Origin of the sequence: Neolewinella lacunae (genome assembly GCF_014349155.1) — a bacterium.
Classification (GTDB): Bacteria; Bacteroidota; Bacteroidia; order Chitinophagales; family Saprospiraceae; genus Neolewinella; species Neolewinella lacunae.
In genome coordinates, this window is record NZ_JACSIT010000149.1 from 19,624 (window position 1) to 45,116 (window position 25,493).

Annotated in this window: 22 protein-coding genes; 14 read left to right on the forward strand and 8 right to left on the reverse strand. The window is 57.8% G+C overall.

From position 1 onward, the window contains the following. The first annotated feature begins 92 nt into the window (after positions 1–92). The 4 genes from H9S92_RS18130 (at position 93) to H9S92_RS18145 (ending at position 3,294) form a co-directional block, all read left to right on the forward strand. Positions 93–395, forward strand: a complete 303-nt coding sequence (locus H9S92_RS18130; protein ID WP_222936161.1) for a hypothetical protein — start codon at positions 93–95, stop codon at positions 393–395. Continuing rightward, positions 396–1,928 carry a M12 family metallo-peptidase gene (locus H9S92_RS18135; protein WP_187468116.1) on the forward strand — a complete coding sequence of 511 codons (1,533 nt, stop codon included), beginning with the start codon at positions 396–398 and terminating at the stop codon, positions 1,926–1,928. Between the two features lie 7 nt (positions 1,929–1,935). After that, the gene (locus tag H9S92_RS18140) at positions 1,936–2,508 is read left to right on the forward strand and encodes a hypothetical protein (protein ID WP_187468117.1); all 573 of its coding nucleotides are present in this window, start codon (positions 1,936–1,938) and stop codon (positions 2,506–2,508) included. Positions 2,509–2,721: 213 nt separating this feature from the next. Beyond that, complete coding sequence (locus H9S92_RS18145) at positions 2,722–3,294, forward strand: hypothetical protein (RefSeq protein ID WP_187468118.1); 573 nt, start codon at positions 2,722–2,724, stop codon at positions 3,292–3,294. 20 nt (positions 3,295–3,314) lie between these two features. Here H9S92_RS18145 and H9S92_RS18150 read toward each other — a convergent pair whose 3' ends face one another. The 4 genes from H9S92_RS18150 to H9S92_RS18165 form a co-directional block, all read right to left on the reverse strand. Then, the gene (locus H9S92_RS18150) at positions 3,315–3,959 is read right to left on the reverse strand and encodes a hypothetical protein (protein ID WP_187468119.1); all 645 of its coding nucleotides are present in this window, start codon (positions 3,957–3,959) and stop codon (positions 3,315–3,317) included. Positions 3,960–4,004: 45 nt separating this feature from the next. After that, complete coding sequence (locus tag H9S92_RS18155; protein WP_187468120.1) at positions 4,005–4,481, reverse strand: hypothetical protein; 477 nt, start codon at positions 4,479–4,481, stop codon at positions 4,005–4,007. 11 nt (positions 4,482–4,492) lie between these two features. Beyond that, positions 4,493–5,290, reverse strand: coding sequence for a ParA family protein (locus tag H9S92_RS18160; RefSeq protein ID WP_187468121.1), 798 nt, complete (start codon positions 5,288–5,290; stop codon positions 4,493–4,495). A 480-nt stretch (positions 5,291–5,770) separates the two neighbouring features. After that, a complete protein-coding gene (locus H9S92_RS18165) occupies positions 5,771–7,333 on the reverse strand; it encodes a YifB family Mg chelatase-like AAA ATPase (protein ID WP_187468122.1) in 1,563 nt (520 codons plus the stop codon). 70 nt (positions 7,334–7,403) lie between these two features. On the opposite strand from H9S92_RS18165, the gene H9S92_RS22560 reads away from it, so the two are divergent. Together H9S92_RS22560 and H9S92_RS18170 are read left to right on the forward strand one after the other, a co-directional pair. Further along, positions 7,404–7,538, forward strand: coding sequence for a hypothetical protein (locus H9S92_RS22560; RefSeq protein WP_264757990.1), 135 nt, complete (start codon positions 7,404–7,406; stop codon positions 7,536–7,538). Between the two features lie 45 nt (positions 7,539–7,583). Then, a complete protein-coding gene (locus H9S92_RS18170) occupies positions 7,584–8,804 on the forward strand; it encodes a hypothetical protein (protein ID WP_187468123.1) in 1,221 nt (406 codons plus the stop codon). 7 nt (positions 8,805–8,811) lie between these two features. Here the strand turns inward: H9S92_RS18170 and H9S92_RS18175 are convergent, their stop codons facing one another. Further along, on the reverse strand, positions 8,812–11,004 hold the full coding sequence (locus H9S92_RS18175; RefSeq protein WP_187468124.1) for a xanthine dehydrogenase family protein molybdopterin-binding subunit: 2,193 nt from the start codon (positions 11,002–11,004) through the stop codon (positions 8,812–8,814). A 147-nt stretch (positions 11,005–11,151) separates the two neighbouring features. Further along, positions 11,152–11,613, reverse strand: coding sequence for a (2Fe-2S)-binding protein (locus H9S92_RS18180; protein WP_187468125.1), 462 nt, complete (start codon positions 11,611–11,613; stop codon positions 11,152–11,154). 238 nt (positions 11,614–11,851) lie between these two features. Here H9S92_RS18180 and H9S92_RS18185 point away from each other — a divergent pair, with 238 nt between their 5' ends. Then, positions 11,852–12,178: a heavy metal-binding domain-containing protein gene (locus H9S92_RS18185; RefSeq protein WP_187468126.1), complete on the forward strand. Its 327-nt coding sequence runs from the start codon at positions 11,852–11,854 to the stop codon at positions 12,176–12,178. Positions 12,179–12,270: 92 nt separating this feature from the next. Then, positions 12,271–14,685: a TonB-dependent receptor plug domain-containing protein gene (locus H9S92_RS18190; RefSeq protein WP_187468127.1), complete on the forward strand. Its 2,415-nt coding sequence runs from the start codon at positions 12,271–12,273 to the stop codon at positions 14,683–14,685. Positions 14,686–14,985: 300 nt separating this feature from the next. Here the strand turns inward: H9S92_RS18190 and H9S92_RS18195 are convergent, their stop codons facing one another. Together H9S92_RS18195 and H9S92_RS18200 are read right to left on the reverse strand one after the other, a co-directional pair. Further along, the gene (locus tag H9S92_RS18195; protein ID WP_187468128.1) at positions 14,986–15,900 is read right to left on the reverse strand and encodes a 1-aminocyclopropane-1-carboxylate deaminase/D-cysteine desulfhydrase; all 915 of its coding nucleotides are present in this window, start codon (positions 15,898–15,900) and stop codon (positions 14,986–14,988) included. Between the two features lie 48 nt (positions 15,901–15,948). Beyond that, a complete protein-coding gene (locus H9S92_RS18200) occupies positions 15,949–16,164 on the reverse strand; it encodes a heavy-metal-associated domain-containing protein (RefSeq protein ID WP_187468129.1) in 216 nt (71 codons plus the stop codon). Between the two features lie 305 nt (positions 16,165–16,469). Here H9S92_RS18200 and H9S92_RS18205 point away from each other — a divergent pair, with 305 nt between their 5' ends. From H9S92_RS18205 to H9S92_RS18230, 6 genes are all read left to right on the forward strand, one after another. Then, positions 16,470–19,061 (forward strand): TonB-dependent receptor domain-containing protein, encoded by a 2,592-nt coding sequence (locus H9S92_RS18205; RefSeq protein WP_187468130.1) that lies wholly within the window; start codon positions 16,470–16,472, stop codon positions 19,059–19,061. 278 nt (positions 19,062–19,339) lie between these two features. After that, on the forward strand, positions 19,340–20,623 hold the full coding sequence (locus H9S92_RS18210) for an AAA family ATPase (protein WP_222936162.1): 1,284 nt from the start codon (positions 19,340–19,342) through the stop codon (positions 20,621–20,623). A gap of 154 nt (positions 20,624–20,777) precedes the next feature. Then, positions 20,778–21,242: an RloB family protein gene (locus H9S92_RS22880; protein WP_187468192.1), complete on the forward strand. Its 465-nt coding sequence runs from the start codon at positions 20,778–20,780 to the stop codon at positions 21,240–21,242. Between the two features lie 84 nt (positions 21,243–21,326). After that, entirely contained in the window at positions 21,327–22,142 is an 816-nt protein-coding gene (locus H9S92_RS18220; protein WP_187468132.1) for a hypothetical protein, read from the forward strand. A 105-nt stretch (positions 22,143–22,247) separates the two neighbouring features. Beyond that, positions 22,248–23,681 (forward strand): pyruvate kinase, encoded by a 1,434-nt coding sequence (pyk, locus tag H9S92_RS18225; protein WP_222936170.1) that lies wholly within the window; start codon positions 22,248–22,250, stop codon positions 23,679–23,681. A gap of 194 nt (positions 23,682–23,875) precedes the next feature. Beyond that, complete coding sequence (locus H9S92_RS18230; RefSeq protein WP_187468134.1) at positions 23,876–25,426, forward strand: tetratricopeptide repeat protein; 1,551 nt, start codon at positions 23,876–23,878, stop codon at positions 25,424–25,426. Positions 25,427–25,493 lie beyond the last annotated feature (67 nt).

The window sequence follows — 25,493 nt, forward strand, 5'->3', positions numbered from 1 at the left end:
GCCTTTGGTGTGGGCCACAAAACCCTTCTTGTGAGATTTTCTACCCCCCCCCCTTTAGCAGTGCGATTATTTTAATCACTTGCTTGTCTTTTTTGCCAAGCATCTCCTTTGCTCAAGGGGTCGCCAATGCCTTACAAATTAGTCCAAATGCATCGTTTTCTAATATCTCCTCCAGCGCTAGATCAAAGCTGGACAGGATGAGAGCAAATGATGCATTCCATGAAATATCTCCAATTTTCCTTGCTGATATTGCTACGTTTAATGAAGGTGCTGATGTTCCAATACAACTTCCAAGGGTGAAAAGTCCCGTGTTTATCAGGCCTATCCACGTCGAACTAAAAACGAATGGAGATTATGACTGGTACGGTGAGATGGAAAGGAATCCAGGCGTCTAGATGTCTCTAAAGAAAAGAAACGACGAAATTTTCGGTAGCTTGACCTACCAAGGTAGGCACTTCAGGATCAGAAACCTTGAGCGAGGTTTCCCTGTACTGATCGAGTTGGAGAAAGTAAATGAGTCTTTTGCTTACTGTTCCTCAAAGGTAGAAGAATTGGCTATCAAGCCACCAAACCAGCACAACGCTAAGATCGATTGTGCCCCACTCAGACTTATTCGAATACTAACGCTATACACTTCTGCTGCTAGCGCAACTGGCCTGAACCCCGTTACGGAAGCCGCAGACATGATCGGTAATTCAAACATCGCCTTAATAAATAGTGGATTGAATGATGTTCGCTTTGAAAACGCAGGAGTTCAACTCTTTAATGGCTTTGTTGAGACAAATACCAATAATCCAGGACTTGACATTCGAGATGATTTAGTTGCGCTGACAGTTGCGCTGAATGACCCTGCAACAGCGGTGAGTCAGTTTAGAGAAAACTTTAACGCCGATCTAGTTGTCTTGTTTGTTGATGGCAACTATAATGGTCTAACTTTTACGATTTTAGGTAGGGCGGGGCTTGCCCCGCTCGTTGAATCAAATGCCTACGCTATTGTGGAAATAGATGGAGGGTCCAATACAACATACACCCACGAAGTAGGGCATAACCTAGGATGTCTACATGATGATGACATGGATACTACGGATCCATTGATTGGTGATTTTGCAAACGCGCAACTCTTTTCCGTCGGAAATGATGATTTCAAGACAGTTGTAGCAAATGGGGGGGCTGTAGGGCAAACCATACTTAATTTTAGTAACCCTGGTATTAATTTTGCTGGTGTGGCAACCGGGACAGCCAACGAGCGCGACAATGCACGTCAAATCGATGAAAACTCGGCGTGCCCAGTTTCCTGTTATCGCCTGGGAGGAGCCCCAATGAATGTTTACATCAGTGGATTGAATATGGTCAATGCAAACCAATCATCGAATTGGTGTGCTAATGTATCTAATTGTGGAAGTATAACTAATTACAACTGGGCCTACAGTACAAATGGGTTTAGCTACACCCCTTTCTTTGGCGGCTCCTGTGCATCTTTTACGGCACCTTCCGGAGCAAGCCAGTTCTTCTTACGAGTTGTGGTTTCTTGTGCAGATGGAAGCCAAGCTGAAGATGTTCACCGAGTAACGATACAGGCTGGCGGCGGCGGTGGCGGACCGATTCCAAGGGCAGTCGGTCCAAACGAGGTAATGGCAAATGAAGATTTCCTTCCCCAAGATGATGTCTTTTCCCTAAGGCTGTTCCCAAATCCAATAATTGAAAACCAACTAAGCCTGAGTATGCAGGTGGGTCAAGATTACCAAGATGCTGTTCTTTCTTTGAGAAGCCTCTCTGGAGGGTTGGCTCATTCCATCCCGTTACAAAGTCTCAAGCAGGGAGCCAACAATATCAGCGTAAATTTACCAGATTTATTGCCAGGGGTTTATGCCGTGACTGTTTCTACTGCTTCAGGACAACAAGCCACTGTCAAAGCCATAATTAAATAATATCACCGTGCCCCCCTTCACCAAAATCATCATATTCAGCCTATTCATATTTTTGAACTGGGGATGTGAAAAAGCAGAGCCATTTACCCGTAATGATGCGGTGCACCGAGGGGAAGCATTAGCCTCATCGGGAGAAATGCTTGAGTTCGTCCCAATGCAGTTTCTAGCAACGCCATCCCTACGCACGGGATTCCACCGAATATCTGGTATTTCGGTTCCGTTGAACCTCCCAAATAAGCCTGAGCTTATTGTCGATATGAATATATTAGACTTGTCCATTGGCTGTAAGGAACTGAATCACGCGCCAGCATTTCCCACCAGCCCAATTACCTATCCACACGCCAGGGTGGACCAGAGCATTGATGATCAATCGCTTACTCCTTACGTACTCCGAGAAGATCGTGAAAGCTGGGTGTGCATTGATACCATAACCGAGGGTGGTAGGCAGCTGGAGGGCACGTTTGAGTTGCACCTGTACCGGGAAGAAGCAACTTTCCCCGGGTTTGAATCGGGATGGCCTCGTGAGTTGTCCCTATTGGAAGGGAGGTTCACGGCCTATGGCGTAATTGGTGGGCAGTGATCACGGGGAGTAATTGCTGAACAGGCATTTTCACCCCTAGCAACTGCTCCTCTCAAGGGATTAAGCGATGCTACGCTATAACGGAAAACACAAGGTTTCTACTGGCGAAAGCCAACTCCGCAGTGGGGTTTTCCATTTATTGAGATGATGAGAACCCTTCTAACTCTTCTGGGCAACAAGCCACTGTCAAAGCCATAATTAAATAATACCACCGTGCCCCCCTTCACCAAAATCATCATATTCAGCCTATTCATCTTTTTGAACTGGGGATGTGAAAAAACAGAGCCATTTACCCGTAATGATGCGGTGCACCGAGGGGAAGCATTAGCCTCTTCGGGAGAAATGCTTGAGTTCGTCCCAATGCAGTTTCTAGCAACGCCATCCTTACGTACGGGATTTCACCGGATATATGGTATTTCAATTCCGTCAAACCTCCCAAATAAACCTGATTTATTACTTCAGATGAATATCTTAAATTTATCAATCGGCTGCAAGCAATTGAACCATTCTCCGGCATTTCCCACCAGCCCAATTACCTATCCACACGCCAGGGTGGGCCAGAGCATTGATGATCAATCGCTTACTCCTTACGTACTCCGAGAAGATCGTGAAAGCTGGGTGTGCATTGATACCATAACCGAGGGTGGTAGGCAGCTGGAGGGCACGTTTGAGTTGCACCTGTACCGGGAAGAAGCAACTTTTCCCGGGTTTGAATCGGGATGGCCTCGTGAGTTGTCACTCTTGGAAGGGAGGTTCACGGCCTATGGCATAGTTGGCGGGCAGTGATTTCAGGGAGTAGGTACGCTTTAAACAATCAAATTATCACCCCGCAGCAACTCCCGCATCTCCAGGTCCATTACCCCGGCGCGCTGCCGGAATTTATCGGGGTCGCTGCGGTAGGGTTCCTGGAGGACGAAAAAACGGTTTTGCATGGTGCCCGTTCCGTTCATCCGGCTCAGTTTCTGCACGATGCCTTCCTGCTCAAAATACTTCATCTCCCGTTTGATGATTTCCAGCGGCAGGCCAGTGGCCATGATCAGTTCCTGGGCACTCACGCGGTTGTCGTGGGCAGAGAAAATCTGCAATAAATCCTCGACGGTGAGGAAGGGATCGGGAGAAAGCACGAGCTGGGGGCCTTCCCGAAGCTCCTCCCGAAACCCAAAGAAGTAACGGCCCTTACTGTTTTGACTCCGGTTCAGAATCCCGTACATGAACAGCGCGTTGAGGCGGTTACGGGCCTGGTTGAGGGTAATGCCGGTTTTTTCACTTAATAGGTGGGGGGAGACCAGTTGGTCGGGTTCCCGGTGGATCAGGCGGAGTAGGTCGCGGTCGCTGATGTCCCGCTGCGTAGTGGAATTTTGCTTTTTCTGGAAATTGATGAGCAGGGGGATCATGGCCAGCAACAGACTGGTCACGGTAATCGCGATGGCGAGAATTACGGCATCATCCATAGTCGAACGCTTCTGCAGTGATCGGGCACAACGTGCGTAAAGTCCTTATTCTTTTTCCAGGTACCGCGCCACCATTTCCTGAACAACGTCTTTGAGGAAAAGACCCCGCATTTTGGCGTGTTCTTTTAACTCATCCAGATGCTCTTTGTTGAAGATCAGGGTGACCCTTTTGGTGTTATCCTGGTGGCTTTCCTCACGGCTCCGCTCGTCTTCGGGATTGACCGTGGAGCGAATCAGCAGGTCGAGGCCAGTCGTCCGGCGGCGGGCGGGGATGCGGCCGGGTGTGGTACCGAAGGCTTTGCCAGCCTTGGGTTCGCGGTCAAAACCATCGCTGAGGAAGGCGTCGAGGTCTTTAGTAAACCGTTTGCTGGAGAGTTTCTTGCGGGCCTGGTCGGAGTTGGCGGCTACGTCCACGTCCACCTGTTCTTCTTCGGGAAGGGCGTTACCCGGCCGTGCGGAGGCCTGTTGCTGAGGTTCCTCGAACAGTCCGAAAAGATCGTCAGTGAAGCGCTTTTTTGCCATGGTGCTGCGGGTTACTCGGTGGGCGTTTCCTCAGTGAAACGTTCCCGCGACTGGATGGGGTGCGCGGTGCGTTCGATTATTTCCTTGCAGGCCTCCAGATAATCCTGGGCACCGTTGCTGTTGGGCGCGTAGTCGAAAATGTCCTGCCGGCTGGCCGGGGCTTCGGCCAGGGCGACGTTGTCCCGAATGTAGGTGCTGATCAACAGAGGGCCAAAGTACTTCTGGATCGTCTCCACCACGTCGCGGTTGAGCACTTTGCGGTGGTCGTACATCGTGGCCAGTACCCCGCTGATGTGGAGCTCTTTGTTGAGCCGCAGCTTCACTTTCTGGATGACCTGCTTGATCTTGGCCAGGCCCTGGAGGGCAAGAAACTGCGTCTGAAGCGGAATGATCACCTGCTGGCTGCTGGTCAAAGCATTGAGGGTGAGCAGGCCCAGACTGGGCGGACAATCGATGATGATGAAGTCGTAATCGTCTTTCACCCCCGCAAACAACTCCCGCAGGATGAATTCCCGGCCCGCTTCATTGACCAGTTCCATCTCCGCGCTCGAAAGGTCAAGGCTGGAGGTAATGACGTGGAGGCCGGGCTTGGCCTCGAAGGGCGTCAGGTCACTTTCTCCCATCATGCTCTCGTAGATCGTTACCGGCTGGCGGGGGATGCCCAGGGAGAGGGATAGGTTGGCCTGGGGGTCCAGGTCGACGAGCAAAACCCGCTTGCCGAGCTCCACAAACCCGGCACCGATGTTGATGGCGCTCGTCGTTTTGCCGACGCCGCCTTTGTGATTAAGTAAGCTGATAACGGTTGCCATACGCGAATAATGGGCCTTATTTGGAGGGGCGAAGGTAGGGAAAGCCCCGGCATTTCGGTAAGATATGCATAATTCTGCTGCTTTTAGGCCGTTTTCCGTCGTATTTTCTACCCGGAGCCTTTGAAGGGATGCGGCGCGTGATGGTTGGTGGTTACCCCCGGATTCCGGATGCGGTGCGTGGTGGTGTGTGGGTACCCCGGATTCCGGATGCGGTGCAGGATGGTGTGCGAGTACCCCCGGATTCCGGATGTGGTGCGTGATGGTGTGCGAGTACCCCGGATTCCGGATGTGGTGCGTGATGGTGTGCGAGTACCCCGGATTCCGGATGCGGTGCGTGGTGGTGTGTGGGTACCCCGGATTCCGGATGCGGTGCATGATGGTGTGCGAGTACCCCGGATTCCGGATGCGGTGCATCCTCCATCCGGGGTTATTAAGGTTGGACCCCTCCGGGGTCGGGCGGGGCCACGCTCCCGTACACGCTCAGCGCTGTTCGCCCCAGCTTTCGCGGTCGAGGCCGCGGAAGTTGATGGCTTCGGCCAGGTGCTGGGGGGCAATATCCGGGCAGTCTTCCAGGTCGGCTATGGTGCGGGAAACCTTCAGGATGCGGTCGTAGGCCCGGGCGCTGAGCTGGAGTTTTTCCATGGCGTTTTTCAGGAGTTGGTTGCCGGCCGCGTCGATCACGCACCAGTCGCGGACCATCCGGCTGGGCATCTGGGCGTTGCAGTAGATGCCGGGCTGGCCGGCGTAGCGCTGGGCCTGGATCTCCCGGGCGGCCAATACGCGCTGGGCGATGACGGCGCTGGTCTCCGTTTCTTCCTTACGGCTGGCGAGTTTTTCCAGGGGGACGGGCGTGACTTCCACCTGGAGGTCGATGCGATCCAGCAGCGGACCACTGATTTTGCTCAGGTAGCGCTTGGCGGCTCCGGGCGGGCAGGTGCATTCGCGGTCGGGGTGGTTGAAGTAGCCACAGGGGCAGGGGTTCATGCTGGCGATGAGCATGAAGCTGGCGGGAAAATCGACGGTGACCTTGGCGCGGCTGATGACGATGCGGCGCTCCTCCATCGGCTGCCGCATCACCTCCAGGGCACTGCGTTTGAATTCGGGCAATTCATCGAGGAACAAGACGCCGTTATGGCTAAGGCTGATCTCTCCCGGGCTGGGGTAGCTTCCGCCGCCGACCAGGGCTACGTCGCTGATGGTATGGTGGGGCGCGCGGAAGGGGCGGTTGGTCACCAAGGCCGTTTTCCCCGGCAGGATACCGGCGACGGAGTGGATTTTGGTGGTTTCCAAAGCCTCCCGCAGGTCGAGGGGCGGCAGGATGGTGGGCAATCGGCGGGCCAGCATGGTTTTTCCCGCGCCGGGAGGCCCGATAAGGATGACGTTGTGCCCCCCGGCGGCGGCAATCGTCATGGCCCGCTTGATGTTTTCCTGGCCTTTTACGTCGCTGAAGTCCACGTCAAAACACGCCCGCTCCCGGAAAAACTCCTCGCGGGTATTCACCACCGTGGGCTGGAGGCTGCTGTTGCCGGTCACAAAATCAATGGCTTCGGAGAGGCTGCGCACGCCGTACACGGGCAGGTCGCTGACGATGGCCGCTTCCCGCGCGTTTTCTTCGGGCAGTAGAAAACCCTGGTAGCCCTTCGCGCGGGCCTTGATGGCAATGGGCAGGGCGCCTTTGATGGGCCGCAGCTCACCGCTCAGGGAAAGCTCGCCCATGATCATAAAATCGTTGAGGCGGTTGGTGTTGATCTGGCCGGTGGCGCTCAGGTAGGCCAGGGCGATGGGAAGATCGTAGGCGGCACCTTCCTTGCGGATATCGGCCGGGGCCAGATTGATCACAATCTTCATCCGTCGGTTGATGAAACCACTATTGACAACGGCGGCTTCGATGCGGTAGGAGCCCTCGCGGATGGCGCTATCGGGCAGGCCTACTACATTGTACCAGGGTTTGCCCTCCCCTACGAGGCCGCCGGCATTGACTTCCACGGTAATCATGCGGGCATCAACGCCTTCGACGGCGCTGGCAAAAGTTTTTACTAACATTGGCTGCGGGTGGTGGCAGCACGTTCTTTCGCCCGTAAAAGTAGGATGTTTGCACGAAAGTAAAAAATTTGTGTCAAAAAAACTTTGCTCCTTCAACTTTCTTCGCACCTGCGACCGCGCCCAGCATGAAATACTGCGCAGCAAAATGATTGTTATTCAGGCGCTTACGCAGGTGCAGGGGAAAGAACAAAAAAGCAAGGTTTAGTGGGGTAGCCTAAAAAATAAAACAAAAACACTAGTTTTGCCGCCCATGGCCAAAGCTACCCTGACCGAGAGATTCGTCCAAAACGCCGTTGCTGAGCAGCTCAACCGGCAGTACTACCGCCGCAAGCCGGCCTACGTAGTCACCGAGGCCTACACGCGGCTGAAGCGGGCCGACGTTTTTCTGGCCTTCATGCGCACCCACAAGCGCCCCTACGTGGTGGTGGTGGAGGCCAAAAGCCGGACGACGATCCACCAACTGACCCTGCGCGACGACCCCGATAAGCTCCGCTGGGCGGGCCGCCTCATCACCATCGGGCTCATCGCGGGCCTTTCCGCCGTGCTGGGATACCAGTGGTACTTTAATGCCCTGAACACGGTACTGCTGCTGGCCCTTTTTCTGCTGGGCGCGGGCCTGATCACTAAGGCCATCGCTTTGCTGGAACTGAGTGCCCTGCGCTCTGTCGGGGCCATCGAGCAACTGGGCCGCTACCCCGCCAATGAGCAGTGGATTGCCATTGCCGAAGACGCCTTTGCCAAGCCCGCGCAGTACCGCGCCCTGCGGCGGCAGTGCCGCAAAAATCGGGTGGGCCTCATTGTGGTCACCGCCGCCGGCAAGCTCCTGCTGCGGGAAATCCCCATGCCCCGGCATACCTTTAATAATTACCTGGGCAGCTACGGCAAACAGAGCGACATCTTGAAAATAATCGAAAAAAACGCCCGCTACGGCCCTACGCCGCCCGAGCGCCGCAAGACCCGCCGGCAGTTGCTCAACGCCCTCGTTATGGTGAGCACCGTTTCCATTATGGGGGCCATTGCTTACGAGGAGAACGTCCGCCCCGTGGTCCCCGATCCCTTCGCCGCCGCCATTTTTACCGATAGTATTAAGGTGGATACGGCAGACGTTGCGGCCATCGATTCCACGCGGGCAGTGACTTGGGCCCCCGACTGCACGGGCCTGCAAGTGAGCCGGCGCGGCTTCATTGTGGTGGATGCCCTGTTGAGCGAAGAAAATGCGAACCGTCGCCTGGCTAAGCTCAGTGCGGCGGGCATTGTGTTCGTCCGGGCCATCCCGACCGAATGTCTCCACAGCTGGCCCGCGCCGGGCCGCCTGGCGATCTGGACGGGCGAGGTTTTTCCCGATCGGCCCGCTGCCAATGCCGCCGCCCACCGCTACCAGCAACAGCTGTTGGCGGCGGGGTTGGAGAGTGCTTATGGGAAAGCGGTGAAGGTGCGGGCGGGGGGCTCCTCGGCGGTACCGTCAGAGTAAGAAAACCCTACCCGGGCAACTCCCCAATAAACGGCTGGTCGTACACCCGCTTGCCCGTAGCCATGTAGAGCGCATTCGCCAGGGCACCCACCACGGGCGGCAGCGAAGGTTCCCCCAACCCCGTCGGGTCAATGCCATTATCTACGAAGTAGGTCTCGATGCGTTTTGGCGCTTCGGGGTGGCGGATCAGGCGGTAGCTGTTGAAGTTGTCCTGCTGGGGCTTGCCATCGGTGATGGTCAGTTGACCATACAAGGCGTGGCCGATGCCATCGACGATGCCGCCCTCCACCTGGTTGATGGCCCCTTCGGGATTTACCACAATGCCGCAGTCGACGGCACAGTACACGGCCTCTACCTGCGGCTTGCCAGCGCTGTCCAACGTAAGGTCGAGCACCTGCGCCACGTAAGAATCGTGGCAGTAGTAGGCCGCGACGCCGCGGGCGTCGCCGCTGTCGGCGTCCCAATTGGATTTTTCGCGGACCAACTTCAGGACCCCCGCGTAGCGCTCGGGTTCGTAGTCGTTCTTTTCTCCTACGGGGTTTTTGCTGGCGCGTTCGAAGAGTTCCAGGCGGAAGTCGATGGGGTCTTTCCCCGCCGCTTCGGCCACCTCATCGAGGAAGGCCTGCTCGGCCCCGGCGATGAAGTTTGACTGCGGAGCCCGCCAAGCGCCCGTAGAGACGTTGCTGGGTTGTCCGAAATTTTCCACCAGGTAGTTGTCCACCGCGCCCGCCGGAAAGCGGTTGGCAAAAACCGGACTCCCGTTCGTGCCCGTCCCCCGGATGTGGAAGGCAATGAGTTTCCCCTCCGCATCCAGGCCCGCGCGGTAGCGCACCAGGTAGTCGGGTCGGTAGGTGCCTTGGGTCATATCGTCCTCACGCGTGTACACGAGCTTGATCGGTGCCCCGGCGGCTTTGGAAATCAGGGCCGCTTCCACCCCGAAGTGGCCGTAAAGGCGGCGGCCGAAACCTCCCCCCATGCGCGTCATCCCGATCTCAATCTGCTCAGGTTGTAGGCCGAGAACACTCACCAAAGTTTTTTCCAGGAATTCGGGCGTCTGGATGGGCCCCAGCAACTCGGCTTTATCGGCCGTAACGTGGGCAAAAAAGTTCATCGGCTCCAGCGTGTTGTGAGGCAGCAGCGGGGCTGAGTACGTAGCTTCAATGATCTTGGCCGCGCTGGCAAAAGCCGCCTCGGGGTCGCCATCGCGGCGGGCCACCTCGGTTTTGCCGTTGGTCAGTTGTTCTTCAAAAGCGGCGCGGTGGGCCTCCGTAGATTCGGGGGCAGAAACCTGCTCCCACTCCAGTTTCAGGGCCTTTTTGGCCTGCAGCACCTGCCAGGTCGTTTCGCCCACCACCGCCACCAGGCGGGGGAAGGCATTGGTGTCTGACCACTGCAGCTCCGCGCCCTCGGGTGCGGTATTGATGGTCACCACCTTGCGGATGCCCGGCATGGCCAGGGCCGCGCTGTCGTCTACCGACTTCAGTTGCATCCCAAAGGCGGGTGGGTGGACGATGCTGGCAATGAGCATGCCTTCCCGCTGGACGTCCAAACCGAACAAGGGCTGCCCGGTCGCGATCTTGCGGGCGTCGACGTTCTTTTTTCCCTGCCCGATGATCTTAAAATCTTTGGGGGCCTTCAACGCGACGGTCTCTGGAACTGGCAGGGTAGCGGCCAGTTCCGCCACCGCACCGTAGCCAACCTGCTGGCCCGAGGCCGCGTGATGGATCATGCCTTTTTCGGTGGTCAGTTCTTCCACTGGTACCGAAAGTTGCTGGGCCGCTGCGGCCAACAGCATGGCGCGGGCTGTAGCACCGGTTTTGCGCAGGGGCTCCCAACCGTGGCGGATGGATTGGCTGCCGCCCGCCAGCTGCCGCGTGAAAATATCGGTATTGAGCTTGCCCTGCTCCACGATCACTTGCTCCCAGTCGGCGTCGAGTTCTTCGGCAATGAGCATCGGCATCGACGTCTTCACGTTTTGACCGATTTCCGGGTTGGGGCTCACGATGGTAATGACGCCGTTGGCCCCGATTTTCAGGAAGCCATTCAGCTGCACCCATTGCTCGGGCATCACCAGCTCAGGGGCCAGCGTAGCCACCGCTTTTTGCTCGCAGGAGGTCAGGAAACTGAAGCCCAGCAGGAAGCCTCCCCCGGCGGCGGCGGAGACTTTCAGGAAATTTCTACGGGTGGGTTGGGTAGACATGCTAGTTATTTTGCTTCCCGCGGGGCGGGGATATTGGTCTTTGAAAGTACACCGTCGGGGCCTTGGGAAGTCCGTTTTTGCGCTGCCGCAGGTGCAATGGAAAAGGATAAAAGAGCCGGGGAAGGAGGCCCCCGGGCAAAAGGCCCGTCAGCTCAGTTTCGTCGCGGCCGACTTTACCGCAGCGTGGATGCGCAGGTAGGTGCCACAGCGGCAGATGTTGCCGGCCATGCCCGCGTTGATGTCTTCGTCCGTCGGGTTGGGGATCTGGCTGAGCAACGAAGCGGCGCTCATGATCTGCCCCGCCTGGCAGTAGCCGCACTGCGGTACGTCGTGCTCCAGCCAAGCTAGTTGCACCGGGTGATCGCCGTTGGCCGAAAGGCCCTCGATGGTCGTCACGGGCTTCTCGCCTAAGCCCTCTACCGTCATTTGGCAAGACCGCATCGCTACGCCTTCGATGTGGACGGTGCAGGCCCCACACTGCCCAATGCCGCAGCCGTATTTGGTCCCCACGTAGCCCAGGGAGTCGCGGATGACCCACAGCAGGGGCGTTTCGGGGGAGGCTTCTACCTGGTGGGGCTTGCCGTTGACGTTAATGGTGTACTGTGCCATGAATGTTGGTGATTTTTGGTAAGCGGCGGACCTTTTTCAGTCCAAGCCACATGCGCAGCGAAAGGTAAGGCTTTTGGCCTAAACCAGCAGCCCCCGGAGCAAATTTAAAATTACATCTGTAGTAAATGGTTCAATAATGTTGGTCATTTGGCCTCCTTTAAGACGGTTTTTTAGCGGTCCTCACCCCAATTTGCCGCATCTTTACCTTTGCTGTACTACTGACGAAATGACCAGGCCTATGCTCACCACCACCGTGGACCAACTGACTACCCACCACATCACACAGTATCTCGGTGTGGTCTCTGGCTCGTCCATTATTGGCGGCGAAGAACGGGGCCTCCTGGCTGCCGCCCTCGGTGCTGCGGCCGACGGCATCCCTGCCCCCTACGAACGCCTGGAACGCGAAGCCCGCCTGCGGGCCATGGACCACATGCGCCAACAGGCTGAACTCGTAGGTGGCCAGGCCATCGTCGGGCTGCAAATCAAACACGAATTGCTCGATGCCTCCCGCCAGATCACTCTCGTTCTGGCCCTTGGCACCGCCGTAAAACTTCAGGGTTGGTGACGAAAAAGGAATTATCCCACTACTGGTATTGGTTGTTGGGCCAGTGGGCTCTTGGTCCTGCGCACGGATGCCCGGGGCTAACGGTAAAAGCTATGGTATTACGCATACTGGTGACTGGCCTGCTGCTGGGGTGGGCCGGCCGGGTGGGAGCCCAGACCATCCACATCACCGACGAGCTTACCAGCCTGCCCCTCGAGGGGGTCCTCCTGGTCAGTCAGAACCCACCCGCAACCACCATCACTGATGCGAAAGGGGAGGCCGGCCTACAGGACTTTACGATGGCCGAAGCCATCAGCATCCGTTCTTTTGGCTACGCGACGGTCACCACCAGCTACCAGCAGTTGCTGGCGGCTGAGTTTCGGCTGGCCCTCGTTCCCACTGCCCTCCACATCGACCAGATCGTCGTTTCCGCCACCCGTTGGCAACGGCCCGCCAGCCGTACCCCCGCCACCGTACTGAGCATCAGCCCGGAAACCGTCGCCCTGCAACAGGCCCAAACCGCCGCCGACTTGCTGGGGCTTTCGGGCAAGGTCTTCATTCAGAAAAGCCAGCAGGGTGGGGGCAGCCCCATGATCCGCGGCTTCTCCGCCAATCGCCTCCTCTACGCCGTTGATGGGGTACGGATGAACACCGCCATTTTCCGGGGCGGCAACCTCCAAAACGTCATTAACCTCGATCCCTTCGCCATTGAAAATACGGAAGTCCTCTTCGGCCCCGGCTCCGTCGGCTACGGCAGCGACGCCATCGGCGGGGTGATGAGCTTTCAAACCCTTACCCCCCAGCTGGCCACCACCCCGGGGCTGCATCTCACCGGCAAAGCCACCCTCCGCCACGCTACCGCCAACCGCGAACGAACCGGCCACCTGGACCTCAACCTCGGTTGGGAAAAATGGGCCTTCGTCACCAGCTTCAGCAGCTGGGATTTCGACCACCTCCGCCAAGGTGCCAACGGCCCTACGGACTACCTCAAAACGGTCTTCGTCCAACGCCAAGCGGGCACCGACCGCGTCATCGAACAAGATGACCCCCTCCTGCAAATCCCCTCCGCCTACGGCCAGCGGAATTTTATGCAGAAAGTCCGCTTCGTCCCCCGCAAAGACTGGACCCTGGACTACGCCTACCACCACTCCACCACCACCCCCTACGGCCGCTACGACCGCCACAACCGCTTCCGCAACGGGCAGCCCCGCTACGCCGAATGGGACTACGGCCCCCAGCAATGGTCAATGCACCACCTCAGCGCCAGCCACCGCCGCCAGTCTGCCCTCTACGACGCCGCAACCGTCCGCCTGGCGCGGCAAGATTTTGCCGAAAGCCGGATTGACCGCAACCTCAACCAAAGCATCCGCAATACCCAAAGTGAAGCGGTGGTGGCCTATTCCTTCAATCTCGACTTCAACAAGGCCTTCGGCCCGCAGCACGAACTCGCCTACGGTGCCGAGTACGTCCACAACGACGTCCGTTCCACTGGCCTGCTTACGGACATCGTCACTACCGCGGAGCAACCCGGTGCGGCGCGTTATCCGGCGGCCACCTGGCAGTCTTTGGCCGCCTTCGCAACCCACACCTACCGTCCTTCCGGACCGTGGACGCTCCAGGCTGCCCTGCGCTACAACGTTTTCCGGCTGGCGGCCGATTTCAACAACAACAGCGATTTCTTTCCCCTTCCCTTCCGCACCAGCCAGCAGCAAGACGGGGCCCTGACCGGCAGCTTCGGTGCCGTCTTCCGCCCCGCCGAAAAGTGGATTTTGCGGGCTAACCTCGGTTCCGCCTTCCGTGCCCCCAATGTCGACGACACCGGCAAAGTCTTCGATTCCGAACCCGGAGCCGTCACCGTACCTAATCCCAATCTGGCCGCCGAATACGCGTGGAACCTGGACTTCGGGGTCGCCAAATTATTCGGCGAGTCCGTCAAGGTGGAACTGCTGGCCTACCACACCCGCCTGCAAAATGCCCTGGTCCGGAGAAATTTTCAGCTCAACGGCCGGGACAGCATCCTCTACCAGGGCGAATTGAGCCAGGTGCAGGCCATCCAGAACGCCGCCCTGGCCCGGGTCTGGGGCCTCCAGCTCGGTTTCGAAGTGCAACTGCCCGCCGGCTTCCGCTTTCTCACCGACCTCAATTACCAGGAAGGTGAAGAAGAACTGGACGACGGCACCACCAGCGCCTCCCGCCACGCCGCCCCCGCTTTCGGTATCACCCGCCTGCGCTACACCAGCAAACGCACGACCCTGGAAATCAATGCCAGCTACCAGGCCGAACGCAGTTTTGCCCGGCTGGCCCAGGAAGAACGTGCCAAGGACGAGATCTACGCCAAAGACGCGGCGGGCAATAATTACGCTCCAGCCTGGTATACCCTCAACTTCAAGGCCCAGTATCGCTTTTCCAAAGCCTTTCACCTCAGTGTAGGTTTAGAAAACCTGACGGACCAGCGCTACCGCCCCTACAGCTCAGGCATTTCAGGTGCTGGGCGGAATGGCTTGCTGGCTTTGAGCCTGTATTTTTAATGGCGTGCGCTTATTGGTAGGCTGTCTAATCTAATGGGATTAACCCGTACGCGCTTTAGGGGCCTAGACCGCCTAGGTTGAGACCCTCTGGGTCGATCCGGCTAAGACAGTAGCGTATTCTCCTACGACCCAGAGGGTCTCTAGTAAGCGCTTGAGCCTCCCCCGGTTGATCTGGGGTTGAGCCCCCAACGAAGGGGCCAAAGTGAGTATGGCTGCAACCTAGCGAATTAGACCGCCTACCCTTAGTGCCCCTTAGTTGCCTTACTTCCTTAGTGGTGAAAAAAAAAGCTGCGCAGCAGCCTAATAAATCCCTCCACTGTGGATGATCACCACCGTGCTGCCAGCGGGATAAACCCTACGCCGCAGCCGGTCGAGCACCCCGAAGAAAAGCTTTGCGGTGTAGATGGGTTCCAAAGGAGGCAGGCCTGGCTCGGGCAGGGCAGCGCGGGTCGCAATGCCCGGCGATGCCATTCGCCATGCCTCCGGGAATTTGCCGTAGCCACCAAAGTGATAATCGGTGATCAAACTCCAATTGCCTTGGTCTGGGTTGGGCAGCAGGGCGCGGATGCTGGCGGACATCCAGTCGCCTTTCAGGGCGGGAAAAACCTCAATGCGGGTGGGGGGCTGGGCAGCAGCAATGACGCCAGCCGCCGTCCCACCCGTGCCCGCGCTCAAACAGAGGAAATCTGGGACTTGCCCGTGGAGATCGTTCACAATTTCCGGGTACAAGGCTCCCGTTTGGAGAGCACTTTCTGCGGTCGTTCCGCCTTCGGGGAGCCACCAGATTTGCTCCGCAGGGCGTTGGTAGGCCTGGGCAAGGTCACTGCTGCGAGCCGCCAGCCATTCCGCCTGCCCCTTCATTCGGTATTCGGTGCGGGAAAGGGGGATGAGGTGGGCCCCGTCGGCACGCGCCCGTGTCAATACGGCATTGTCGGCTTCTTCGCCGCGCACGTACAGGACAATGGGGATAGAGAAAAGCCGGCCCGCCGTGGCCAGGGCCGAAAGGTGATTACTGTAGGCACCCCCAAAACTGGCCAGGACCGGTGGCTCGCGCTGCTCCAGCGCCGCAGTGAGGATACCGCCCAATTTGCGCACTTTATTGCCTTGCAGCGCCGTGCCGGGCGCGGGCGTCAGCAGGTCATCCCGCTTGACGTAGAGCCTCACTCCAGCGGCGGCCGCAGCCGGGTGATTCCACGGTGCTAAAGGGCTATGCAAGCCGGCAAATGGAGCCATTGGGCGCGGACGCAGGATGCCGGGGAAGGCTTAAGCGGGCAGTGGCTGGATGTCAAAACCTGCCTCTTCGACCATATCGATGATTTCCGACTCCTTAGCGGTGCCTTCTACGGTCAGCACCTTACGGGCGTCTTCTACATCGACCCGCCACAGGGTGACGCCTTCTACCTCGTCGAGAAAGGGGGTAACGGAACGGACGCAGCTACCGCAATTGATGTTGGTGGCAAAATGCATAATCCTGGTCATAGCTCAAAAGCGCATTGGTTCTTCCCCGGTAAACGCAAATGGGGTAGAAAAGGTCGGGCGGCCTGTGGTGAAATCTTTTGCCTGCCGGCCGCGCACCAAGCCCGGGAGATAAGCCCGCTGAACACCCTCGCCTGCGATTGATTCCCGCGGGATGTGCTGGTCAACGCGGAGAGAGTCAGGGCCGGGGGACAAGGGTATTTGGGCCAAAAGCGCCCCAAATGATCGAGTAAAGGAGCCAAAAGGTAGAATCTTTCCACCGCAGCGGCGGGGCCTGCCGAATTTTGCCTTTCCAAAACAAACACACGATGTTTACCAGATTTTTCTACGTTGCCCTGTTGGCTTGTTCGTTCACTGCTCTTGGTGCTTTCCCGGCATCCCGAACTTCTCCGGGACTATCGCCTGCGGCCGCGCCCATTGCCCCCAAATTCTCACCCGCAGAAGTGAAGGGCAGCATTGTGGGCATCATCGTTGACGCTGCCGATGGTAACCCCGTCGCCTACGCCACCATCAGTGTATTCGAGGGCGAGTTGCTGGTGAACGGTACCATCACCGACGATACCGGCAAATTTGAAGTGGAGGGACTGAAAAACGGTACCTACCGCCTGTCCATCAGCTTCATCGGCTACGAGAGCATTAGCAAAGACGGCGTAGAGGTGAAGAACGGCACCACCGACATCGGTACCCTGAAACTGGGCAGCTCCGCCGAAATGCTGGAAGAAGTGGTCGTCACCGGCCAGCGCGCGCTGATCGAAGAAAAAGTCGACCGCCTGGTGTACAACGCCGAGCAAGACCAGCTCAGCCGCGGGGGCGATGCCGCCGATGTGCTCCGCAAAGTTCCCCTCCTGCAGGTGGACCTGGACGGCAACGTGAGCCTGCGCGGCAACTCCAACATCCGCGTACTGATCAATAACAAGCCTTCGACCATTATTGCCGGCAGTGTGGCGGATGCAATGAAGATGATCCCGGCCGACGAAATCAAAACCGTGGAGGTCATCACCAGCCCCTCGGCCAAGTACGACGCCGAAGGGGCGGGCGGCATCATCAACATCATCACGAAGAAAAACAACCTCGAGGGCTACTTCCTCAACGTCGATACCGGTCTTGGCGTGCGCGGCTCCAACCTGGGCCTGAACGGCAGCTACCGTACGGGCAAATTCGGGATGACCCTCGGCGGCTTCGGCCGGGCTTTTTACAACGACGCAGAGACTTCCCTGGAACAAACCTTTGTAGACAGCCGCAGCAGCCAGTTGGGCACGGCGGCGGATAACGGCATTTTTGGCCGCTTTAACCTGGGCCTCGATTACGACATCAGCAAGACCCAGTTCCTCTCCGGCGGTGTCCGCTACGGCGTCCGGGATTTTGCCCGCGACCAGCTCCAGACCACGAACGTCTTTAACGACCAAGACCTGATTGCCACCTTCCTGCGCGACATCGACAGCGACCGCAGCTCGAACAATTACGACTTCAACCTGGACTACCTCCAGATCCTGGCTCCGGGCCGGGAGCTGAGCCTTTCCACCCTGTACAGCACGACGGCCGACGTAAGCAATTTCACCTCCGCCAATCTGGATGGAGAGGCCACCGTGCTCAATCAACTGCGCAACCTCAACGACAACGCCAACAACGAACTGACCTTCCAGGCCGACTACCTGCACCCCGTGGGCGATAAGCAGATCATCGAGGTGGGCGGAAAAGCCATCATGCGGGAAGTCAACAGCGAATTCAGCTACCTCAGCGCCAGTGCGGCGGGCAACTTCGCCCTGGACCCCAGCCGTCCCGCAGGGCAGTTGGACTACGGGCAGGACATCCTGGCGGCCTACGCCGCTTACACCCTTCAGCTGCCCGCCGACGTAACGATTAAGGCCGGCCTGCGCTACGAACAGACGAGCCTGGAAGCCACCCAAAACGGCGAAGCCATTGACCTGCCCGACTACGCCAACCTGGTGCCTAGCCTGAACTTCTCCAAAAAAGTAGGCGCAGCCACCGTAAAGCTGGGTTACAACCGCCGCATCCAGCGGGCCGGACTGCGCCAGCTCAACCCCAACGTCAACCTGGAAAACAGCCAGAGTATTGAGGTGGGCAACCCGCTGCTGCTCCCGGAACTGACGGACAACGTCGAACTCGGCTACAGCGCCATGGTAGGCAAAACCTACCTCAACCTCTCCGTCTTTGGCCGCAACAGCAATAATGCCATCAACCAGGTCCGCGTTCCCGTAGACAGCCTTGACGGGGTACTGCTGACGACCTACGAAAACATCGGCCGGGAACGCGCCATGGGCCTCAACGCATTTGTCAACATCTACCTGACGAAGGACTGGACGATCAATGGCGGGATTGACCTCGACTACGCCAACCTGCAAGGGCAGGTAACGGGCATCGACGGTATTTCCGTGACGGTGAAGAACAGCGGCCTCAACTACGGCGGCCGTTTGATGAGCCAGTTCAACCTGAAAAACGGCTGGCGCGCACAGGCCTTTACCTTCATGCGGGGCCGCCGGGTGCAGCTGCAGGGCGTCCAGGGCGGATTCGGGATGTACGCGTTGGGACTTAACAAAGAATTCAACGAGGGCAAAGGCTCGATTGGCCTCTCCGCCGAAAACTTCGCCACCCGGGGCTGGACCCTGCGCTCCGAGCTGGAGACGGCCACCTTCAGCCAGGTCCGCAACGACTTACTGCTCAATCGCAACGTCAAACTCACCGTCAGCTACAAATTCGGCCAGCTGGACGCCAACAAGGCCCGCAGTAAGACCCGTGGTGTACAGAACGACGACGTAATGAGCGGTGGCGACGACAACGGCGGCGGCGGAGCCCCTCCGGCTTCGGCCCCGCAGACCCGCCGGCAGGTGCGCAAGGCCGAAGCCGCCAAACCCACGGTGAAGCCCGGGGGAAAGGAGTAAGCCATTCACCAAGTACCGTAATGGGGAGCTGGAGTCATTTTTGTGGTCAGCTCCCCGTTTACCATGTCTTTGTACCCGCCCCCCCCCCTTCGCTCCTGGTTCTTTGCCCTGCACCTGCGGCAGCGCCCGATTAGGGCGCAAGCGTTCACTTGTTTTTCGAGTAGTCGGGCGGGCATCAATGGAAGGTGGTGCCTAAAAACCAGCTACACACCTTGAACCATTAGCGGTCGGCAGAGGCGAAAAATAAATACTTCAAATTTATCGTTAAGACGGTATATTTGCAGATATTCGTCAGATTTATGCTTTTATCCTTCTCTGTTTCCAATTTTAAATCGTTCCGGGATGAGCAGGTGCTCGACTTAAAGGCTGATGCCATTAAGCCTGCCTTCAGTTGGTTGGAAAATGCTGCCGTTGCGGTTGGCAAGGAAGACAAAGCGCTACGCGTCAAGGCCCTCTACGGTGCTAACGCCAGCGGTAAGAGCAATTTGATAAAGGCTTTGCGGGTTATGTTGAGCATTAGCCTTACGGGAGGGCCCAAGCCAGGTGCGTTGGCAGAGTTGGAAGGGTTTGCTTTTGACCCTGAACTGCGCCACTCCCCAAGTACTTTTGAACTGGAGTTCACCACCGACCAAAGGCGCTACAGGTATGGTTTTAGAGCGGATATGGCGTGCTTTCAGGAAGAGTGGCTGTATGATGAGACCGTGCGGAAAGCCAAGGTTTTTGTGCGTAATGGACAGACCGTCAGCATTGGTAAAAAGTTTTTCGAGCATCCCGAAACAGTGGCTATTCTGGAGCGGGGGGATAATTCGCTGTTTAGGCAAGAGACCAGCTTCCTCTCGGCACTTTCTTTCTTTGATGTGGGTGCGGCGATACGCCATACGGTGCAGTTTTTATCCGGAATAACGGTCATTAACAATACGGAGGAGGTGCATGTGGAGCAATCTGCCTATCAGTTCTTGGTTGGGGAACCAATGCAAAGGAAAGTGCGGGGCCTCCTGGACTACGCGGGAATCCGATTTGACGACTTGATGGTGATGGACAAAGAAGACCCAAAGTTTTCCAAGCCTGAGTTATTAGAGCGCACCCGTGGGCGGTATTCTCTAATGACTGCTTACAAGACCGGGGTAAATGAGGGAACGGATTTTGCCTGGTTGGCAGAGCAGGGTGAATCCCAAGGCACCCAAAAACTGCTGACACTAGCGCCTTATGTCGTACGGGCAATCGAACAGGGAAGTGTTCTGTTCATCGACGAATTTGAGGCTAAGCTGCACACCCGCCTTTCCAGGGAGATCGTCGCCATGTTCAATTCTTCGGCGGGCAACCCCAACAATGCTCAGTTTATCTTTTCTACCCATGACACCAACTTGCTGGACCATCGTTTGCTACGCCGAGACCAGATCGACTTTGTTGACAAGGGCGCAGACCGTGCTTCAATGCTTTACTCCTTATCCGACGTAAAGGGCATTCGGAAAGATGCCGACTTTGAGCGCGACTATTTGGGGGGAAGTTATGGGGCAGTGCCGGAGGTAACCGATTTCAACATCGCCATTTTAGAAGACTGATGGCGGCAAAAAAAGCAAAGCATCGGAAGGCGATCCGAAGAGGGAAACGATTTCTCATTTTATGTGAGGGGCAAACCGAACGTTTGTATTTCAAATCTTTCCATGATAAGGGCGTAAGCGTAGAGCCGCGCGATCCCAATGGAGACAAAGGCAACTGGTACAAGACGCCATAAATTCGGACGATGGGACTTACGACCAAATTTGGGTAGTTTTTGATCTCGACCATCAGGCAGCCAAAGGTGCCGCACAGCATGAGGTATTTGACAATACAATTGCCAAGGCCCAGGCTGCTGGTATCCGGGTAGCCTATTCTGTGGACGCCTTTGAGCTATGGTTTTGCCTCCATTATTCCTTTGTCAACTCCCGCCAGGAGAGGAGCTATTACTACGAGCAACTCAGCCGGCATTGGGCCATCAACTACGAGCGAGAAGGTAAGAAGGCTAAGTTTTGTCTAGGGATCCGAGAACTACTGGAAAAGGACCCTGTGGCGAGCGAGCAAGAGGCCATAAAACGAGCCAAACGATTATTCGAAATGCATAAGAGTGAGCCACCACACCGGCAAAACCCGGTTACTACCGTGTTCCAACTGGTGGAAGAGTTACTTCAGGCAAAGTCTTAAACGCCCCCTCGCTCCTGATTCTTTGCCCTGCACCCGCGGCAGCGCCCGCTGAACCTTTTGCGGCCTGTGGCTTTTCCCTGGGGTATGGAACTACGCTTTGTCCCCCAGGAAGAAATTGACCGGCAACTCTACGACAGTTGTGTACACTTTGCGACCAATGGCAGCATCTACGGCTACCACTGGTTTTTGAACGCAACGGCCAAAGACTGGGATGTGCTGGTGGAGGGCGACGAATGGGTGAGCGTGATGCCCCTGCCGCGCAGCAAAAACTGGTGGGGCCGGCAGCGGCTGGAACAACCCGGCCTGATCCCCGAGTTGGCCGTTTACAGCGTCCGCCCCCTGAGCCCCACCCGCATCCAAGCATTTTGGGACGCCATTCCCGCCGAATTCCGCGGCGGGGAGCTGACCGTGGAACCGGCCTCGGTGCCCGCTGCCCCCGGTCGTTTCAAGGTCCACCGCGCCGCCGGTGAGGCCCTGTTTCTGGACCAACCCTACGAAACGCTGGTGGCCGGTTTTGGTCCTGACTATTTCAACCGTCTGCAACTCGCCGAGGCAGCTGGCCTGCGCCCGGCGAGCAGTTTCAAACCCGAACGCCTGGCCGATCTTTGGCTGGAAACCCAGGGCCGCAGTGCCACCAACGAATGGCAGTACCATGCCATGCAACGCATTATGTACCAGGTCCTCCACCGCAGCTGGGGCGGTACCCAGGCCGTGCAGGATGCCACCGGGGAACTCCTGGCCATGGTCTTCATTGCCTACAGCCACGGCCGCATCTTCCCGCTCTTCCGGGTAGAGAGCGTACAGGGACGTAGCGTGGGGGCAATGACCTACCTCTGGGATCAACTCCTGCGTACCCACGCCGGGAAAAACCTAAAAATCAAGCGCGAAGACTTGTGGTGATGGGGTCCTGATTTTTCCTTTGACGAGAATTAAAGCGGCAATAAACCCGGCGATCCGTTACATTTGTGGTATTATTGTAATTTATACACTATCCCCCCCGCCATGCTGAAAACTCAGGATCACCAGAACACGAAAATCGTTGCCACCGTTGGCCCCGCCTGTAGCTCTTACGAAGGCCTGAAATCGCTCATCATTGCCGGTGTCGATGTGTTCCGGCTCAACTTCAGCCACGGGGAGCACGAGGTACACGGACAAATCATCCAGCACATCGTTCAGCTCAACAAAGAGCTGGATACCCACGTCAGTATTCTGGCGGACTTGCAGGGCCCCAAACTCCGCGTCGGTAAGATGGAAGGCGAGGGCCTGCCCGTTGCCGAAGGACAAATCATCACCTTCACCAATACCAAGTGCGTGGGCAACGCCGAACGCATCTACATGAGCTACCCCGAGTTTGCGCAAGACGTGACGGTGGGCGAGCGCGTGCTGGTGGACGATGGTACCCTCGTCTTCGAAGTAGTGGAAACCAACGGCAAAGACACCGTAAAACTGAAGACCCTTTTTGGCGGTGTCCTCAAATCCAACAAGGGCGTTAACCTGCCCAACACAAAAATCAGTCTGCCCAGCCTGACGGAAAAAGACATGCGGGACCTGGAGTACATCCTCACCCAGCCCGTCAACTGGATCGCGCTCAGTTTTGTCCGCCACCCCAAAGACCTCAAAGAACTGCGGGCTCACATCGACGCCGCTGGCCACCCGGCCAAGATCATCTCCAAGATCGAAAAGCCCGAGGCCATCGAGAACATCGATAAGATCATCAAGCACTCCAACGCCATCATGGTGGCCCGGGGCGACCTCGGCATAGAGGTCCCGATGGAGCGCCTGCCCATCATCCAGAAGGAAATCATCCGCAAGTGCATCCAGCGGGCCCGCCCCGTCATCGTCGCTACCCAGATGATGGACTCCATGATCAACAACCCCAGCCCCACCCGGGCTGAGGTAACCGACGTAGCCAACGCCGTACTGGACGGCACCGACGCGGTGATGCTCTCCGGCGAAACCAGCGTGGGCCGCCATCCCGCCCTGGTGGTCAAGGCCATGAACGCCATCATCCACGAAGCGGAAAAGATCTACGAAATTGGGGTAAAAAGACCGAAGTCTAACGAGAAAAGCGGCACCTTCATCAGCGACGTCGTGTGTTCTGCTGCCGCCTGGACCGCCCAGAATGTCGGGGCCCGCGGCATCGTCGGCATGACCCGCTCCGGTTATACCGCCTTCAAGCTCTCCAGCTTCCGCCCCAAGGCGAAAATTTACATCTTCAGCGACCTGCACCCCATGCTCAACACCCTTAACCTGTGCTGGGGCGTGCGCTGCTACCACTACGACAACTACACCAGCACCGACCAGACGGTAAAGGACGTCACCCAGATCCTGAAGGACAACGGCCACGTAGTGGAGGGCGACCTGCTGGTCAATACCGGTTCCATGCCCCTGGAGATGCGGCGGCGGACGAACATGATGAAGATCACGATCGTGGATTAGGCCGTCTGCGGGGCGAGCGATCCGGCGACGAATAGAGAAATGGCGTTGGGGCAGGAAGGCGGAAAAGTCTGCCCCCCTACGCAACGTCCACGCCCTCCGCGCGTTAACTAAGAACGCCGGCAGTTGGCGTGCCCTCCATTATTTGCGAGGTGCGCCCACACTGGCCTCATCCGCCAACCTCATCCCCGTTCGCCATGCGCAACGTCCTCCTCCTCTGCACCGTCTTATTCGCCGCCAGTCTGGGTGCCCAAACCGGCCCCCTCACCGAAGGCGGGCTGAAGAAACAAACCCGCTTCATTGAAGCCAAGCAGGAAGCCCTGCTGGGCAAGACGACCGAGGCCATCGGGCTGTTTACCACCCTGGCGGAGGAGGAACCGGAGAATGACGCTATCCAGTTTGAGCTGGGGCGCCTGCACTTTGCGGCCGGCGCTACGCCCGAGGCCATTGACCACCTCCGCAAGGCATACGCTACGCGACCCAACGAGGTCTACGCGGCCTTCCTGGCGGAACTCTACGAAGCCAGTGGCCGCCACCGCGAAGGGGCCGAGCTTTTTACAGAACTGATCCGCATGAACCCGGGCAACGAAGATTATTACCTCGAAAAAGCGGCGTTTCTGGTCCGGGCCCAGGACCTTAAAGGAGCGGTAGCCACCTACAACGAGCTCGAAAAACGCATCGGCACCAATGCGGAACTCAGTCGCCGCAAGCACGCCCTCTACCTCGGGCAAGGCGACCAAAAACGGGCGGAGAAAGAACTGCTCGACCTGGTGGCTGCCCGCCCCGAAGTCCTCGAATACCAGCATTTGCTGGCGGGCTACTACGCCAGCCAGGGCGAAACGGACAAGGCCCGAAAGGTGTACCAAAACATTTTGGCTGCCCAGCCCGCCGACGTCCGTGCCCAGCTCGCCTTACAGGATGCGGCCGGCCCCGCAACGGTGACCGACAGCGACGGTCAGCTGCTGGAATTGCTGGGGCGCAGCGACATTGACATCGACCTGAAAATCGGCAAACTCCTACCACTGGTGCAGGAGGTGGCGCGGACGCAGGATGCGGGGCTCGGACAACGAGCAATGGGACTGGCCACGGAACTCCGCCGCGTGCACCCCGACGAAGCCAAGGCCGCAGCCCTCCAGGGAGACCTCTACTTCCACACCGGCCAGTACACCGCCGCCGCCGAGGCTTACCGCGCTACGCTGGCCCTCGACGATACCGTTTATCCCGTCTGGGAACAACTCCTGGCCGCTCTCTACCTCGATAACCAGATCACGGCGCTGCGCAAGTACGCCGAAGAAGCGCTTGACATCTACCCCAACCGTCCGGCCATCTACGTGCACTACGCGCTGGGGGAAGTGTTGCGGGCCGACTTTGCTGCTGCCGACGCCCTCCTCCGCCAGGCCCAACTGATGGTGAGCGGGCAGCCCGAAGCCAACGCCGCCCTGGCCACCCTCCAGGAAGCCATCGCCGGCCTCGAAGCGGGAGATACTTCCGCCAAACTCAACCTGGCCCAATTGCCCGGTGGCAGCGACGGACCGCTGGGCAAACTCTGGGCGGCGGGGGATCGCCTCTCTGCCCTCAGCGCCGCCGCCGCCAGCGCAGGAACCAATGCCCTGCTCCTGGAAAAACTGGGGGATGCCCAAGCCGCCGCCGGAGACAAGGCCGCAGCCGCCAGGTCTTACGCCAGCGCCCGGGCCGCCGGCAGCAAATCCGGAAACCTGAGCCAAAAACTCTCGCGGGTGGGGAGTTGAGCCATCGGCCCGAAGACGCAGGCAGGAAAAAAGACCATCCCCAATCGGTCAGCGATCAGCTGAATCC

Coding starts and splice junctions, on each gene's coding strand:
- H9S92_RS18165 (WP_187468122.1), bottom strand. CDS start 7,333: ATGTTAGTAAAAACTTTTGCCAGCGCCGTCGAAGGCGTTGATGCCCGC.
- H9S92_RS18205 (WP_187468130.1), top strand. CDS start 16,470: ATGTTTACCAGATTTTTCTACGTTGCCCTGTTGGCTTGTTCGTTCACT.
- H9S92_RS18230 (WP_187468134.1), top strand. CDS start 23,876: ATGCGCAACGTCCTCCTCCTCTGCACCGTCTTATTCGCCGCCAGTCTG.
- H9S92_RS18175 (WP_187468124.1), bottom strand. CDS start 11,004: ATGTCTACCCAACCCACCCGTAGAAATTTCCTGAAAGTCTCCGCCGCC.
- H9S92_RS18155 (WP_187468120.1), bottom strand. CDS start 4,481: ATGGCAAAAAAGCGCTTCACTGACGATCTTTTCGGACTGTTCGAGGAA.
- H9S92_RS18160 (WP_187468121.1), bottom strand. CDS start 5,290: ATGGCAACCGTTATCAGCTTACTTAATCACAAAGGCGGCGTCGGCAAA.
- H9S92_RS18150 (WP_187468119.1), bottom strand. CDS start 3,959: ATGGATGATGCCGTAATTCTCGCCATCGCGATTACCGTGACCAGTCTG.
- H9S92_RS18190 (WP_187468127.1), top strand. CDS start 12,271: ATGGTATTACGCATACTGGTGACTGGCCTGCTGCTGGGGTGGGCCGGC.
- H9S92_RS18220 (WP_187468132.1), top strand. CDS start 21,327: ATGGAACTACGCTTTGTCCCCCAGGAAGAAATTGACCGGCAACTCTAC.
- H9S92_RS18185 (WP_187468126.1), top strand. CDS start 11,852: ATGCTCACCACCACCGTGGACCAACTGACTACCCACCACATCACACAG.
- H9S92_RS18180 (WP_187468125.1), bottom strand. CDS start 11,613: ATGGCACAGTACACCATTAACGTCAACGGCAAGCCCCACCAGGTAGAA.
- H9S92_RS18135 (WP_187468116.1), top strand. CDS start 396: ATGTCTCTAAAGAAAAGAAACGACGAAATTTTCGGTAGCTTGACCTAC.
- H9S92_RS18170 (WP_187468123.1), top strand. CDS start 7,584: ATGGCCAAAGCTACCCTGACCGAGAGATTCGTCCAAAACGCCGTTGCT.
- H9S92_RS18200 (WP_187468129.1), bottom strand. CDS start 16,164: ATGACCAGGATTATGCATTTTGCCACCAACATCAATTGCGGTAGCTGC.